The sequence below is a fragment of the Clostridium omnivorum genome, from assembly GCF_026012015.1.
In the GTDB taxonomy this organism is placed as follows: Bacteria; Bacillota; Clostridia; order Clostridiales; family Clostridiaceae; genus Clostridium_AX; species Clostridium_AX omnivorum.
The window spans coordinates 2789401-2805502 of the sequence record NZ_BRXR01000001.1; the positions used below are offsets into that span (position 1 = coordinate 2789401).

Annotated in this window: 14 protein-coding genes and 1 pseudogene; 13 read left to right on the forward strand and 2 right to left on the reverse strand. The window is 29.9% G+C overall.

Annotation, left to right across the window (positions count from 1 at the left end; translation table 11 throughout):
• Positions 1-111 precede the first annotated feature (111 nt).
• Positions 112-1645, forward strand: a pseudogene (locus bsdE14_RS13155) (terminase large subunit).
• A gap of 119 nt (positions 1646-1764) precedes the next feature.
• A complete protein-coding gene (locus tag bsdE14_RS13160) occupies positions 1765-2337 on the forward strand; it encodes a KwaA family protein (RefSeq protein WP_264850411.1) in 573 nt (190 codons plus the stop codon).
• Here bsdE14_RS13160 and bsdE14_RS13165 read toward each other — a convergent pair.
• Positions 2315-3259 carry a DUF4868 domain-containing protein gene (locus tag bsdE14_RS13165; RefSeq protein WP_264850412.1) on the reverse strand — a complete coding sequence of 315 codons (945 nt, stop codon included), beginning with the start codon at positions 3257-3259 and terminating at the stop codon, positions 2315-2317. The two genes, bsdE14_RS13160 and bsdE14_RS13165, sit on opposite strands and share 23 nt — an antisense overlap.
• A gap of 536 nt (positions 3260-3795) precedes the next feature.
• On the opposite strand from bsdE14_RS13165, the gene bsdE14_RS13170 reads away from it, so the two are divergent.
• From bsdE14_RS13170 to bsdE14_RS13220, 11 genes are all read left to right on the forward strand, one after another.
• On the forward strand, positions 3796-3957 hold the full coding sequence (locus bsdE14_RS13170; RefSeq protein ID WP_264850413.1) for a hypothetical protein: 162 nt from the start codon (positions 3796-3798) through the stop codon (positions 3955-3957).
• Positions 3958-4207: 250 nt separating this feature from the next.
• The gene (locus bsdE14_RS13175) at positions 4208-5107 is read left to right on the forward strand and encodes a restriction endonuclease (protein WP_264850414.1); all 900 of its coding nucleotides are present in this window, start codon (positions 4208-4210) and stop codon (positions 5105-5107) included.
• Between the two features lie 377 nt (positions 5108-5484).
• Positions 5485-6039: a hypothetical protein gene (locus bsdE14_RS13180; RefSeq protein WP_264850415.1), complete on the forward strand. Its 555-nt coding sequence runs from the start codon at positions 5485-5487 to the stop codon at positions 6037-6039.
• 497 nt (positions 6040-6536) lie between these two features.
• Positions 6537-7136 carry a GGDEF domain-containing protein gene (locus tag bsdE14_RS13185; RefSeq protein WP_264850416.1) on the forward strand — a complete coding sequence of 200 codons (600 nt, stop codon included), beginning with the start codon at positions 6537-6539 and terminating at the stop codon, positions 7134-7136.
• Between the two features lie 27 nt (positions 7137-7163).
• Positions 7164-8150 (forward strand): helix-turn-helix transcriptional regulator, encoded by a 987-nt coding sequence (locus bsdE14_RS13190; protein WP_264850417.1) that lies wholly within the window; start codon positions 7164-7166, stop codon positions 8148-8150.
• A gap of 180 nt (positions 8151-8330) precedes the next feature.
• Positions 8331-10790, forward strand: coding sequence for a transcriptional regulator (locus tag bsdE14_RS13195; RefSeq protein WP_264850418.1), 2460 nt, complete (start codon positions 8331-8333; stop codon positions 10788-10790).
• A 14-nt stretch (positions 10791-10804) separates the two neighbouring features.
• Positions 10805-11203 (forward strand): hypothetical protein, encoded by a 399-nt coding sequence (locus bsdE14_RS13200; RefSeq protein WP_264850419.1) that lies wholly within the window; start codon positions 10805-10807, stop codon positions 11201-11203.
• A 13-nt stretch (positions 11204-11216) separates the two neighbouring features.
• Positions 11217-12134, forward strand: coding sequence for a DNA repair protein (locus tag bsdE14_RS13205; protein ID WP_264850420.1), 918 nt, complete (start codon positions 11217-11219; stop codon positions 12132-12134).
• 13 nt (positions 12135-12147) lie between these two features.
• Positions 12148-14013 carry a DNA repair protein gene (locus bsdE14_RS13210; RefSeq protein WP_264850421.1) on the forward strand — a complete coding sequence of 622 codons (1866 nt, stop codon included), beginning with the start codon at positions 12148-12150 and terminating at the stop codon, positions 14011-14013.
• 225 nt (positions 14014-14238) lie between these two features.
• A complete protein-coding gene (locus bsdE14_RS13215; protein WP_264850422.1) occupies positions 14239-14529 on the forward strand; it encodes a hypothetical protein in 291 nt (96 codons plus the stop codon).
• A gap of 39 nt (positions 14530-14568) precedes the next feature.
• Positions 14569-14718, forward strand: a complete 150-nt coding sequence (locus bsdE14_RS13220) for a hypothetical protein (protein WP_264850423.1) — start codon at positions 14569-14571, stop codon at positions 14716-14718.
• Positions 14719-15094: 376 nt separating this feature from the next.
• On the opposite strand, the gene bsdE14_RS13225 is transcribed toward bsdE14_RS13220, so the two are convergent.
• The gene (locus tag bsdE14_RS13225; protein ID WP_264850424.1) at positions 15095-15409 is read right to left on the reverse strand and encodes a type III toxin-antitoxin system ToxN/AbiQ family toxin; all 315 of its coding nucleotides are present in this window, start codon (positions 15407-15409) and stop codon (positions 15095-15097) included.
• Positions 15410-16102 lie beyond the last annotated feature (693 nt).

A 16102-nucleotide genomic window follows, 5' to 3' on the forward strand; every position in this document is an offset into this window, starting at 1 on the left:
TTTAAGTGAGAATTTGTTTAAGCATCCTTGAATTCAGAGGATGCTTTTATTATACATAAGTTTACAAACAAGCTCACAAAGTTTTGTTATAAATTTAAGAGGAGTAAATAAATGTATGATGATGCAAAAGCACAGAGAGTTGTTAATTTTATTAACTGCTTAAAGAATTTAAAAGGTCAGTGGAGATGCGTTACATTTGACTTACTTCCTTTGAAACGTAAAATTATTAGAGATATTTTTGGAAATGTTAAAGAAAATGGATAACGTATATATAACACTACATATATAGAAATCCATAAGGAAAATGGTAAATCTGGGCTTGTAGCAGCAGCCGCACTTCTTATGACTTGTGGAGATAATAAATGCGTGGCTGAAGTTTATGCCTGTGCTCCTGATAGACAACAGGCTTCAATAGTATTTGATGTTGCCATTGAAATGATTAATCAGTGCCTAGCACTTAAAAAAAGAATTAAGATGATTATGCCTGTAAAAAGTACTGTATATAAACTTACAAATAGTTTTTATTAAGTTATATCGTCATAAGCCTATACAAAACACGGACTTAATGTACATGTGATTATATTTGATAAATTCCATGCTTAACCAAATAAAGATTTGTTTGATGTTATGACTAAAGGTAGTGGTGATACAAGAACTCAATCATTATTTTTTCAATAACTAGAGCGGGCACAGATAGAAATTCTTTGTGTTTTGAGCGGCACCAAAAGGTTTTGGATATAATTGAAGGCAAAAAAATAGAGTCAACCTTTTATGCTGTTATATGTTGGATAAATGATAATGATGATTGGGGATTAGAGAAGGATTGGTATAAAGCAAATTCAGCCTTAGAACATACTATTGATATTGAGAAGGTTAGAAATGCGTATAAAAGTGAAAGAGAAAATATCGCTGAAGAAAATATATTTACATAGCTAAGATTAAATCAATGGGTAAAACAATCATCTTGTTGCATGCAGATGGATAAACGGATCAAGTGTGATTTTAATATAGATATAGATTTGTCAAGAGGCAGTGAGTGTTATAGAGGACTTGACCTTTCAAGTACTACAAATATTACTGTTTTTGCTTTAGTTTTTCCTCCAAGCAGATCATATTAAAGATATATAACACTTCCTTATTTTTGGATACCAGAAGATAATCTAAAACTTAGTGTAAGAAGGGAGTACTTTATGCTGTATTGGAGAAACAAGGTTTTATAAAAGCTACTGAATGAAATGTTGTTAACTATGGATTTATTGAAATTTCTATTGGAGAGTTAGGAACAAAATACAATATTAAAGAAATAGCTTTTGACAGATTGGGAGCAGTTTAAATGGTACAGAATCTTGAAGGTATGGGATTTGCAGTAGTTTCATTTGGACAAGGTTATAAGTATATGTCGCCATCTTCAATGGAGTTAATGAAACTAACACTTGAGCAGAAACTAGCATATGGAGGAAATCCAGTTCTTTTATGGATGATGGACAATATATATGTTAAGAGTGACTATGTAGGAAATGCTAAGTATTATAAAGAGAAAAGTACAGGAAAAATAGACGGAGATGTGGAGCTTATTATGGCGCTTGACAGGTCTATAAGGAATAGTGGTAGTTTTAGCAGTGTGTATGATGAAGTGGGATTTTAGTTATATAATAAAGACATTTTAATGACTAGATAGCTATATACTGTATTGAGAAGTTTATTGAAAAACAAAATCTATAGTACTTATGTTATAATAAATATATAAAATTAAGGAGTGTTGGTATGGGGAAATATTTTAAAATAGCAATGTTTATCACTTCTTTTACTCCACTGTGGATTACAATAATGTTTATTAATATTCTTAGTATAATAAAGGGTGGCCCTAATTTATGTACGGAAAAGATTGGGTTAGCTGTTATAGTTATATCTATGTTTTTTTCAATATGTATAATTTATGGGTCGATGAAAAGTATAAAGGAAACAGCATATAAACCATATAAAATTGTTAATGCTACCCAAGAGAAAGGTATTACATCAGAATACCTATTGTCGTATATACTACCACTTTTTGCATTTGACTTTACAAAGTGGGATAGTGTAGTTCAGTTTTTAATATACTTTTCTATATTAGCATTTTTATGTATTAGAAATAATAATGTGTATGCAAATTTAATGTTTGAATGTAGAAGATATAAATTTTATACATGTGAACTACAATGGGCACCAGAACCAGACGTGGCGCCCATACAAGCAGTGGTAATTAGTAGATTAAATTTGTGTGCTAATAAAGGTAATACCATTGAAGTTGAACAACTTAACAAGCCATTTTATCTTAAGCGAGACTCAATGGAGTAGAGCTTGGAACTTCACAAACACCATCTGAAAACATATTTAATTTAGTTTTCCCGCAAATTGCCAAAGTAAATATTCTAGCATGATTGACATCGTGTAAATCAAATTTCTTAGTGGCTGGATTTATTGGAATTTTTAAATCTGACGAAAGTTGCTTTTGCCATTTTGTTAGCTTAAGTTTTTCAACAATAGCTGAATCATATGTGATGAATTTTTTAGGTGTTTGGCCAGAAGTAGCAAATTGCCGATAAGATTCAATATCGTTGATTATATTAGATTGTTCGAGCAAGTCAAGTGACTTTTGGCAGATTTTTTTATGAGAATATTCCATATTTAAAATGCCCTCGCAATTTGAGTTAATCATATATATTTTACTCTTATAGATTAATGCATCAAAGCCTTTACCAAATTGAACGAGGGGATTAGTGGTTTCAGTGATAGTATTATGTTGAGATGTGAAGATATGAGTTCTATCTTTCTTAAAAGTAATTATAGGATTTTTTCTAGCAAGCAAATAAAGATTTTGGACAACATTTTGCTCATCTTTATATGTTCCAGCGAAGATAAATGCACTAGCTTTGATATCTTTTAGACTAGTAGTATCATCACTAACATTAATGCTTTGAATTAATGAAGTCCAACTATCTTTTATGATTGGATTAGTAGTTGAAAGTTTGTCAACCACATTCTTTGGGTTAAAACCAGTATATTCTTGAACTTTTTTTTCAAATTTTTGAACCGTTTTCAGATATGTGCCGCACATATCTGATATAGTACCTTTCAATAAATTTTCCGTATTAAAGTTAATGTTGTAACAAGTAAATTCATTAGGATGTGTTTTATGGTCATATTTGATTAACAAAGTATCCCAAGCGGTGACAGCTTGGACTTTATTTAATCCTTCTTCAATAAGACTAAATGACATAATTTTTCCTCCTTGGGCAACAACAAATTATAATAATTATAGCATAAAAATAAATTTTGTTAAATAATGCAAACTTTGGGTCATTGTTATTTCAGGGCATCTCTAGGAAGATGTTTTTTTATTACTTTTTTTAGAGGTTTATACAATAAGACTAAGTTCTATATTTGGAATTACAAGAGTGAGGGATAAGTGTTAAAATAGTTTATTTGGTAATTCATATAAATTTTTTGGAGAAACTACCAATGGAAAGATTGTTAATGAGAGAACAGCAATGTAAACAACTGCGGTCTATGAAGCTTGTGTTAGAATACTGTCTAGAAGATGTGGCGAGCTTACCGTTCCATACTTATAGGTAGTTAAGGTAAAGAAAAAGTATTCAATCATCCCATATATTATCTGCTCCTTGATGAGCTAAACTCGGAGATGACTTAATTTGTGTTCAAATAGTACTGACGAGTCATCTTTTATTATAAGGAAATGCATATACACAGATTATAAGGAATGAAAGAGAAAATGTACTAGGTTTATACCTACTTATGCCAGATAAAGTACCTATAAAAGGAATCGGAAATAGTGATATTTACTATATTTATAGCAAAGTTGGCGAAGAAATTCCACTAAGAAGTTATGAAGTTTTTCATATTCCTGCCCTAGATTTTGCAGAACAAGAGAATTTTATAGTAATTATAGCCTTATGAAGATGAAAGGTGTATGGATGCAACCATTATATCTTCATGATTTTCTGAGGTACTAAAACACCTTTATTATAAATAGAATTATAAAAGTTTTATTTAAGTAGTTAAAAAAAGTAAAAAGGTATGTTAAAATTTAGTATCATTTGGTATGATATGTATATTAGTTATAATAATAGTGTGAATGATATATTTTAATTTTGCTATTAGGAATGCTAATCAAAGGCTATATTAGCATACATATGGAGGGGTTTAGATGAACGATGAGGAAATTTTAAAGTGCTTAAATGACATTTCTGAAGATGAAATGATTGAAAAAGTAATAATTCCTTTATACGAAAAAAAGTTTTCAAAGCGGTTTTATGATATTGAATTTACAGGAAAAGATAAAAAGGAAGATCAGGGAATTGATATAACATACTATGAAATTTCACCCGATACGAAAGCAAAAGAGTATTTTGGAATTCAAGTAAAACAAGGTGATATCAATACAGGAAAAGGAGCAAATGGAATAGCTGCAATATCGGTTCAGGCACAACAAGCATTCACTAAAAAAATTCCTAATGTAAAAGATAAAAGTAGTTATTATATAAAAACATATATTATTTTAACGACTGGAGATATTAAGGCTAAGGCAAGAGAACAAATAGTAGACCAATTTAAAGATAAGAATTTCAGATTTATTGATGGCAAAACTTTAGCTGAATGGATAAAAGCAACTTATCTAAGTGAATTTATGAGTAAATTTAATATAGAGGATGAAGATGATGAAGTAGATGAAGATGAAAGTCCAATTGAGAGCATAATATCTTTTCTTGAGGATGAATTTAAAAAAGATATAAAAGAAATAAGGGCATCATTTAGAGCATTGGATAGCTGTAAGTGTAAAATTGTAAGAGAATTGATGATAAAAAGTCCATTGAAAGCGTTCGCAATTGCAAAAAATATAGGGATGGCAAAATCAAGTATAGAGCATGAATTAGATGAGCTAGTAAGAGAGGATGTCCTAGAAGTTGATGAAGATGGATACTATGTAAAGTACGGTAATTTAGGAAATTGGAGTGCTGTCTTACAAGGAGCTGAGTTACGTATTAATCAGCTTGGATATGACTCTGAAATAGAAATATGGCAAATTGTAGATGGTATATTTTGCTAATAATTAGTAAAATGTAATAAGTGATACAGTATACATTACTAAAAACTTATAAAAGGGATTTACTATAATGTAAGTCCTTTTTTATATTGTTTAATGAATACCACTGGTTCCAAAAAGCTTATAGCTTTGAGTAGAAAAAATCAAAACTCCAATATAAAATAGAAGTATGTTTGTGGTGTAGATTGTGATATAAGGGTAGAGGATATAGCCTTAAAAAAGCAAAAAATTATTATACATATTCCTAACAACTTTTAACAAGTGAGAGAAAAATAAATTGTCAAAGTTGTTTCTCTCTTAATATCGTGGTAAAATTAGTGAATAGTGTTTTATTTTGGATTATTAAACTAATTTTATCTTTAGAATGGGGGGATGATGTTATGGATTGTGGCTATAGTAAAAGTTTAAATCGGATGGTTATTGATAATTCAGTAGCTAGATATTGGAATGAAGCAGTTTATGAATGGGAAATTGTAGACTGTATTGAAGATGATTATAATGAATCCTCATGTATTTGCGGAAAGGAAAATATCAAGTATTTGTTTACTATAAAAAACCGAAAAAACGGAAATGAGCTATTTCCAATTGGCAGTACTTGTATAAAAAAATTCAATAGAGAGGATTTGGATGAAGTAACATCTGTAAGTGAAAAATTATTCCAATTATTGCACGCTATTCAAAAACGTGAATTTATATCATTAAATGCAGAATTTTTTTCAAGAAAATTACTGAAATATCTTTATGACGAAGGCGTGTTTAAACCTTCTAAATTTAACGGATATGATGGTGAAAATGATTATTTATTTATGCGTGACATGTTTAACAAGAGAAAAGAACCAACGGAAAATCAGCAAGCAAAAATAAAAGCAATTATTATTAATTCGATAAAGCCGTATTTGGTTGAACAATTAGAAGATAAAATAATAAGTAAATAATCCTAAATTTTTAAGTGATAGATTTAAAATTATGTCTATCACTTTTTTGTTTATCTAAGTAAATAAGTGTAAAAGGAGCTATTAATCTGTAAAGTAATTCAGCATAGATGGCAGAAATGCCTACTTTGCGTTTTTTTCAATTAACATAGTTATAATTATTTTATTATATATGAAAAAGTATTGTTAGTCATTTAAATTTATAAGAATAAGTTTTATTATATTTACAAATGAAAACTATTAGTAAATATAAAAATTATAAACGCGTGATACATATGACGAAGTTAGGAAATTCCCTAAAATAACATGCAAAATTGCAGCTGAGTATCTATCATTTCTAGGCATAATGTCTTTATAGCATCTTACTATCAATTGGATTCTTTTTTAAAATTAGTATTTTTAATTTTAACTGACAGTCTATGTCATTAATGAATTTTATAATTAAGATAAAGTTTATAATTATTTATAAAGGATGGGGACAATAATTGGATTACAATAATATGAATAAAGAAAAACTTGTTGAGGTTTTAATGGAGAAGGATAAAATACTTAGAGAATTAAGGCTAGAAAATAAAAAATTAAATTCCCTGGCAAGTTTTGATGCGATGACAGGAGTACTAAACAGGAAATCAGGCTTAGAATTATTAGAAAAAGAGTTTAATATTTCTAACATTAATAATAGAAATATTGTTGTTTGCTTTGTTGATGTAGATAAATTGAAGCATATAAATGATGCTTTTGGGCATGAAGAGGGGGACAAACTGATAATAAATGTAGCTTCAATTTTAAAAAATAGTATTAGAAAAACTGATTTCGTAATTAGAATGGGAGGAGATGAGTTTTTAATTGTATTTCCTCAAACCACAATGAAAAATGCAAATAAAGTAAGGTATAGAATTTTGAAAATGATTGAGGAAAGTAATCAAGGTAACATAAAATATAATTTAAGTTTAAGTTATGGATTTTATGAGTATGGTAATGAAATTGAAAATAAATTAACTGTTAATGATCTGATAAGAAGAGCAGACATAGAAATGTATAAGATAAAGAGTGTCAAAAAAAAGGATTTTAAAGATAGATATAGAAAACAGAATAGGTAATAATGTCTAAAGGAGTAAGATTTTTGTATGGAAAGATTTAAATCAGATGCTTTGTTATATATTTATAATAGCTTAATTGAGGGTAAAGTAGTTAAAAAGAATGATGTAGTAGACAAATTTAATATTAATGAAAGAACTTTCTATAGATATATAAAAGATATAAAAAATTTTGTAGAAAACCCAGATGGTGATTTAATAGGTGAGCAAATAATAGTAGATAGAGAAAAATGCGGGTATGTTCTTAAAGGAAAGTATGAGAAAAAACTTAACGAAAAAGAAGTTTTGGCAATTTCTAAAGTGCTCTTAGAGAGTAGAGGCTTTATTAAGAATGAGATAGAAGGTATGATTAGTAAGATTCTTGATAATTGTATATGTGAAGATAAAGAAAATATCAAACCTATTATAGGAAACGAACTAATCCATTATGTTTCTCCACAACATGGACAAAGACTATTAGACAAGTTGTGGGAAATAAGTACTGCAATAAATGAACAAAAGGTATTAGACATTGGATATGTTAAGATAGGTATAGATGGAAAGTTTCAAGAGGAAGTTTCTAGAAGAATAGTGTATCCACAAGGAATATTATTTTCTGAATATTATTTTTATCTTATAGCTTTTATTGAAGGAAAAAGTTATGAATATCCTACTATTTATAGAGTCGACAGAATTAAAGACTTAACTATTACTGAGAAAAGGTATGAAATAGAGTATAGCAAGAGATTTCAAGATGGTCGATATAGAAAGTTAATTCAGTTTATGCAAACAGGAGAACTTGAAAGAGTAAAGTTTAGGTTTACAGGTAGATCTATAGAGGCTGTTTTAGATAGATTACCTAATGCTAAAGTGGTAAGGGAAAAACAAGGAGAATACATAGTAGAGATAAATATGTTTGGTAAAGGTATAAAAATGTGGCTTTTGAGCCAGGGAGAGGATATAGAAGTTTTAAGTCCTGATAAATTTAGAGAAGAAATGATGGAAACTATTGATGAAATGAAAAGATTATATAATTAAGGTTATAGAAAAGACAACTTCTGAACAGAGGAGATATAAGATTGGAGAGAAAAATTATGTTTATACTATCAGGGCTGAGGATTAAGACAGTGGCATTGATATGTGGTTAGAAAGTTAAGGAGATTATGTCCATTAGATTGAATAGTAGTAATAGACCAAAAATATATATGGAGGGTAAATATGAGATTCTATGAAAAGATAAAGAAGTTTTTCGAAGGAAGAGCAAGATACTGGTATATCATTGTAGCAATCTTTATATTGTTAGGGTTAGCTGACAATGCACTTTTAAACATAGTTGCTCCTACATGGGTTTGTACAAGTATAATGATGTTGTTAATTGTTTTATCTACTTGTTATGTAGCGATTATGTATAGGTTTATTAGAGACAAATGTAAAACTTACATGGACAAACGTAAAGAAATGTTGTTTGTCCGCATTGAAGATTTAGAAAATAATATTAATGAATTAAATAAGAAAAATATAGAATTAGAAAATAAACTTGCTGAAGCTATTAACACTAATGTGAATGATAATACTTTAAAGATAATAAATGAGTTAACAGAAATGGTAAGGGAGACTTCAGAGCATATAGAGAATAGAGTACAGAACTTTGCTGATAATATAGATATCCGTTTAAATAAGGATGTAGAAAATATTCTAACAATCGTTACAGATGGATTTGAAAATCATAAAACTCTTTCTAATAATAATACTGAGACTATTACAAGACTTGTAGAAGAGGCATCTAATAGAATAAAAGAAAAAGTACAAAATTGTTCAGATACACATATTAAGAGTATTGAAGATCTGTCATATTATGTTAAGATGTTCCGCGGAGAAACTCAGAAGAATATAAAAGAAATTGATACCAGAATAACTGAAAATACAGACAAAATACTTGAGATAATGAATGACTACTCCCAAAAAGGCACCATTACAAGCGAAGAACAGATTAAGTTAATAAAAGAACTTGATGAGAAATTTTCAGTAAAAGAAGAAGAAGGACGGGCTATATTACTGAGTGAAACTAATAGAATTATCCAGAAAGTCGAAGAAAATAATGAACAAAATAAAAAGTTATTATTAGAAGAACAGGATATTATCCATAGTTCTGTCGCTCTGATTGGAGATAGAATTAAAGATGCATCTCTTGTGGAAGCAGGATTGGTAAATGGAGTATCAGAAAATTTTGAAGTTTTCAAGAACACTCTTTGTAGCGATACAGATATATTGGCTAAAAAGCTGACAGACCAGGTGGATAAAGTTATTGGTAAGTTAGATGAAAAGACTAAGCGAGATGATGAGATTAGTGAAGAACATTTGAAATTGATTAATACTCTTGAAGAGAAAGTAGCTTTTGTTGGAAAAGCAAATCAGGACATAACAATAAATGAGAGCGTGAAAGTTTTGAAGATTATGAAGGAACATAATGAAGAGCAAAAACGATTATTTGCAATGCAAAGGGAATACTTAAATAGCTCCAAATCACAGATTGAAGAGAAGATAATTCTTGGTTGCAAGGAAAACAAAGAAATTACAGAAAATGCAAAAGAGAGAATTTTAGAAAAGGTTAATAAGTATGGAGAATCTCAGGCAATATTATTTCAGGAGCAGAAAGAGGATATTGCGAATGCAGTAATACGCATTGAAGAAAAAATTAAAGAAGCATCAGGAATTGAATCGGAATTGGTAGCAGGTCTTTCAGAAACTGTATCAGCCGTAAGGGAAAAAGTTAATGCCAATACTGATAAATTAAGTGGAGAGTTAACGGGACATATTTCGCAGATTATTGGAAAGTTGCAAGAAAAATCCATAGTCGATGAGGAAGTTAATAGTATACAAGCTGAAATGATAAAGGATATAGTAGAACGAATTGATGCAATCAAACTGTTAACAAGTGAAAAAGCAGATGCTATTAGTACAAAAGCAAATGAAATGCAGAATGAAATTGTTAAACTCCTAATTCAAGTTCTAGATGATGCTGATATAAAATCAGATAAGTTAGATAGTGCCTATAACCGAATTTTCACTCAAGTAGTAGACTTTTCAAAAGGTACAAAGAAGAACATTGAAAAATTACAGAATGCAATTGATGCACAGCAACTGAGTTTGGGAAAAGAAAGACATTTATCCGCATTGTCTATAGAAGAGCAATTGTTACAAACTAGGTCTCTAAAGGATAAGATCGATACATATTCTATAGTTGCTGAAAAATATCAAATCGATATTTCTGGTAAGCTTAATAATCTTCAAAATCAGATTGTAAATCTGAATGCCCTTGCAGAAGTATTGAGAAATATTTCTGCAGCACCTAAACAGGAAATAACTAAAACAAATCAAAATAGGACAGAGGAAATAAAGGATGTTCAAACAGGAATAACTGTTTATAACCATTATGAGTATGATAAGTTGATTTCCAGTGAAATGCTAACAGGTAAAAAGAAAAACTATGATGTAGAGTATGATGATCAAGGCAGAATAGTTAGAAGTCGAAATTATGGTAGTAATGGTGATATTGCTACTGAGTTGGAGTTTTATACCAATGGGCAAGTTAAAAGGCGTACTGAAAAAGTAATGGTCAATGGGAAATTACAGACTGTTAAGAGTGAATTTGATGAACAAGGAAACAAATTAAAATAAGGAGGCATAAAGAGATGTTTTTAAATTTATTAAGTGAAAAAGAGGGGAAAAACTTTTTGCAATTAGCTACTATTGCAATGAAGGTTAATGGAATAATTGAGGAAAGAGAGAAGGCAGTATTCCAAACATATAGATTAGAATTAGGAATACATGATTACAAATTGCAAAACAAAGAACTAACAGATTTGGTTACAGCTTTCCAAGCCAGTACAAAGAAGGTCAAGCGAGCAATAATTATAGAATTGTCTGGTGTTTTAAATGCTGATGAAGAAATTGATATAGCTGAAGAAAATTGGATTCTCAAACTTGGGAATGAATGGGGATTCCGTGACTCGGAAGTCCGTAAGATGATAAGGTGGGCTCAGGACTTTAATGATTTATTAGCTGAAGGTTACGAATACATTAATAAATAAAGGAGGAAGTAATATGGGTTTTTTTGGTGGGCTGGTTAGTAAAGTTAAATCATGCGCTAATGCTGTTGTTGACAAGGTAAAACAGGGTGCGAGTTATATTAAACATAAAGTTACGAATGTTTGGACAAGTTTTACAGGAAAGAAGTACTTTGATGAAGCAGAAGGTTTATATGATAAAATAACTGAAAGATATTATTTAAGGCAAAAGCAATTCGAAGATGATGTAGATAGCTATACAGACTTGATTGAAAAACATGTGAAGGTTATTAATAAAAGCAAAGAAAAAATCAAATTTGGACTTCTCCCTGAAATGTCACATAAACTGAAAAAGATAAAGGATATTTCTGTTTCAGGTGATTTTACAGTAGAGGCATATATGGCTGAAATATTGTCCGTTGATAGTGTTCGTTCCAAAACTGAATTGTATAAGATTGATTTTAATAAGCATAAGTTTAAAACGACGTTTCAAGCTATCTTTACATTAGGATTTTATACAAGAAAAAAAGCCAAGGAAACATTGTATGCTGTACAGGAAGAGGAACAGAAAATCAATGCAGAAATTGCCAAGATGGATGCAGAAATAGTTAAACTCCAGGCAATCGAGAAGTCCTTGGAAAATGTAGAAGTGTATTTTACTTTTTTAATAGAGTTATATGGAAATCTGCTTGTTCGTTTGGATAATTCGATTAACTTCTTATATGTTAGATGTATGTCTTTTGCTCATAAACTTGTTCATACAGAAATGAGCATAAGAAGATTACCAGTAATGCAGCAAAAAGAAGTAGAAGCAATTATTAATGCAAGTAAAATTTTGAAAGCTATGACAGATGCTCAGATAACATCACTAGAAAATGCAGATAAAGTAAATAATTATAGTAAGGATATGAAACAACAGTATACAGAGTTGAATAAGGTTTACGAAGTTGCTTAAGGGGGTAATAGAAATGGATGATGAGAGAAAAAAAGCTATAGAACAGTTAAGAAATGCATCTCCGCTTGAGGCAACAAAAATTCTGCAACAAATGGAACTGTATGATGCAAAGTCATCACAGGAAATAATAGATGAAGTTTATGAACAGTTTGCTTCTGGTGATAATATGAAGGACGAAATATTAAAGCCAGTTTTTTTGTCAATAATAGATGGACTTTTAGAGGCAACTGCTGGTGGTCGCGCAGCCAGAAAAAAAGGTCTTAATGCATCAAGAGTTTTGCAGGAATGTGAATCATTCAGCTATGATGCTGAACAGCAAAATGGTACAAAAATCGATGCATATACTGAGTATAAAAATGCGCGTGAAAATGATGACACTAATTCTCACATGACTCAGGAGTATAATGGAGAAAATCGTAGTAAGCTATATGAAGATAAAAATGCGATGGAAAATTACAAGCAAGAAAGAGTTGTAGGTGAAAAAACACTTATCGACGAGTATACAGGAAAAAGAAATCTGTATTTAAAACAAGATAACCCTAATCAGCATTATAATGATGAAACGCATAGAAAACAGGCACAGCCTGATCATATTGTACCATTAAAACAAGTGCATGATAAGTTTAAAAGCAACTATGCACTTGATGATTCTGATATAAAAAGAATAGCCAATATTGATGACAATTTTGCGGTTACATCTGCAGAAATAAATCAAGTTAAAAAGGAACTGTCAAACTCCGAGTACATAGAGTGGATGGATGAACATGAACAGTCTGTTGCTGAGCAGACTAAGGAAAATATGCTGTCGCTCCAGAAAAGTGCAGAAAAAGCTGTTGATGATAAGGCAAATGAGATTGTTCTAAAAAATTTGTTTGGAAAAGGCGAGGTTAATAAAGAGACCTATAGGGAGTTGGTTGAGAAATTCAAAGAAGGAAATGGTTCTATAAGTAAAGAACAGAGACAAGCCATTGAAGAACAGCTTAAGAAGGAAAAAGTAAGTGAAATTAGAGGTACTGCGTTAAATAATGCTGCAGGCCAGGCAAAGGATTATGCGGTTGGAAATTTGATTTTGTTTATTATAAAGCCTGTATATTATGAAATATGTGATATGTTAAAAAATGGAATACAGCAAGGCGTTGGTGCAAGTTCTACAACCGAAGCATTGAAAATAAGGTTTGATCGTGTAAAAACCCATGTGTTAACTCATGCGAAGGCCTTTCTTGGTGATAATATGTGGGATTTTGTAAAAGGCTTTGTGTCATCTCTTATCGAAGGAATTATTAGTTTATTTGTAGGTATGTTTAAGCAAATTCTAAAGATTATCAAAGAGGGTATAAAAATATTTGTTCAATCTGCAAAGATTCTTTTCGGTAAAGATTCATGCCAAATGACACCAACTGAAAAAGGTGACGCAATTATTAAACTTATTGGTGGCAGTGTTATTGCTATTTCTGGTATTGCCATTGAGTCGATATTAAATAAAATTGGTATTGGTGATCCTTGGTCTGTTGTATTGTCTACAATGTTCTCAGGAATTGCCTCTGCATTATTCATGTATGTATTAGACGAGGCTGATTTGTTTAGTACTAAAGCAGAAAAACGTAGAGATCGGATTATTGAAATTTTTAATGAGAGAATTAAGGATATCAATGAAGCTGCTAATACTTGTAATATAGTGGCAATTGAGACATTCAAAAGACAACAGGAAGAATTTGAAACTATTAATGATCAAATTAATAGCGGGCTTCATGAAAATAATATTATTGTAATAAATGAAGGTCTGTATAAGATGGCAAAATTTATGAAGGTTGACTTGCCTTATTCTAGTACTGAAGAGTTTTGTGATTATATGGATTCTGAGGATACAATTTTACTGTAATAGACTATTTGATTAAATTTCAACAGTAGGCTGATATATTTCCGAAAATTAATAAACTCAAAGAAGCTGAGTAGTCACAGTAAATCGGACAGGGCAGAAGACAGTTATTCTGTTCTGTCATGCCATGTGCAAAAAAGCTCAATAGAGGGCTGATATATTTCATTGAACGTCCATTCGCAAAAAATAACCTAAAGAGCTATAATAAGTTCCCTCGAATGCAATGTTATGAAATTAACTAAAGGCATCAATGTTATCCCCTCAAGCCAAGATGAGAGCCGTTCTATTTCAGAAAACTCTATAAGGGTAATAAGAAGGAGATTTGAGTTTGAAAAGGTTGTAGAAAACAACACAAAGCTATGTAATTATGATAAAGGTGAAGAAGGCAACCTAATTATAAAAGTAGTGACAGTCGTTGAAGCAGACAAAGTAGCTGCGGATAAAGTGGTAGCCGATAAAGAATTAGATGATACTAATAATAGATTGTTAGAAGGATTATACGAATCTTTGATGGAATAACAAAAAAGTGTAAACTAGATATTACGAGGAGATGTTTAAATGGAAAACAATGAAAAAGAAATTGTATCACCAACAGAATCATTAAAACAAGGTTTAACTGAAATCAAACTAATGCGTAGTGGAGTAATCCCAAAAGAAACATATTGGAGAATGACAGAAGAACTATCTAATAATATTAAAGAGGACTAGCCTACTTTAAATATAAAATAGTTATTTTCAAAACAGTGCAGTTTAATCAATTAAAAACTAAAAGATTTAAAATAAAGAGAATAGCTTTTGTTTTTTTATTAAGCTTTGCTAAAGAATTGTGTTGATTTTTGGACAAAAATACGTCATAACAAGGATGTATTTGAACTATATTGTCTAGTATTTTTAGAACATTATTATTAACCTATTACTTCCTTCCATACAAAATAAAAAAAGAGCAATCATTGTTACCCTCTACTCATCAATTTATCCATTTTTAATAATTATTCTGCTTTAGCTTTATTACTATCTAAAGCAACTTGTTCTTCACCTTCTTGAATTTCTTGTAGTATTAATTCATACTCTCTGAAAATTTCTTCTAAATATGGAAATCAAAACATAAATATGATAACGGATGTATTCTATTTGTTACTATTTTATATACAATCTTCGCTTTATCAAATATATTGTCTTTATAAACCCTACAAAAGTTTATTTTTCCGTCAACTAAATCTCTATAACTTTGAGGTTTATTGCTAAAATCACACAAACTTATTTCAATATTAGGAACTGGGAACATAAATGAAAAACATATTGAACTTTTGGATATATCTTTATCATAAATAACAATATTAGTCTTTTGCTGCTTATTAACAAAAAACTGGAGCAAAATATTGAAGCCCATCAAATTCATAAACTATACCTAAAGTAAATTTTTTATTTGAATCTTAGTGAATATCCGGTATTTGAGTATCAAATTGTTTTAAGCATTCTATATAATCTTCGTTTATTGAATAAAATTTTAACTTATTCATAAATATTCCCTAAAAAAGGACTAGACAAAATCTAATCCTTTTTTATATTAAACAACGCACTTTTGTAAGGGTAGGGAATCACCCTGCATTAGGCCTCACACTAGTAAGTAGTGAATTACATTTGAATTAAATATTACATTTTAATAAGGATGTGAAAAACTTCGCATTATCTAAAAATTAGAATTTTTCAAAGCAATGTATTTTGTTGCACATTGCGAAGCATTATTGTATCAAAGCAATGTATTTTGTTGCACATTGCGAAGCATTATTGTATCATAACAATGTTTCTTTGCCGTACATTGTGAAACGTAATTGTTAAACATAAACAAAATGTGTTTGTTTTTATAGTCAGATAATATTATAATTTTACTAAATTGTCAAATTGAATACAAATATTTCTCTAATTATTAGGGCCTCTCCATACATTGTTCTCAAACTCTAAAATTTTAAGCTTTTTTAACACATTCTATATCTACAATATGCAAACCATTGATATTTGTTTCTATCGAAATTTCTTATTGATATTAGTTTATATATTATATAAAATTACCTATATAAATATCAACAATATT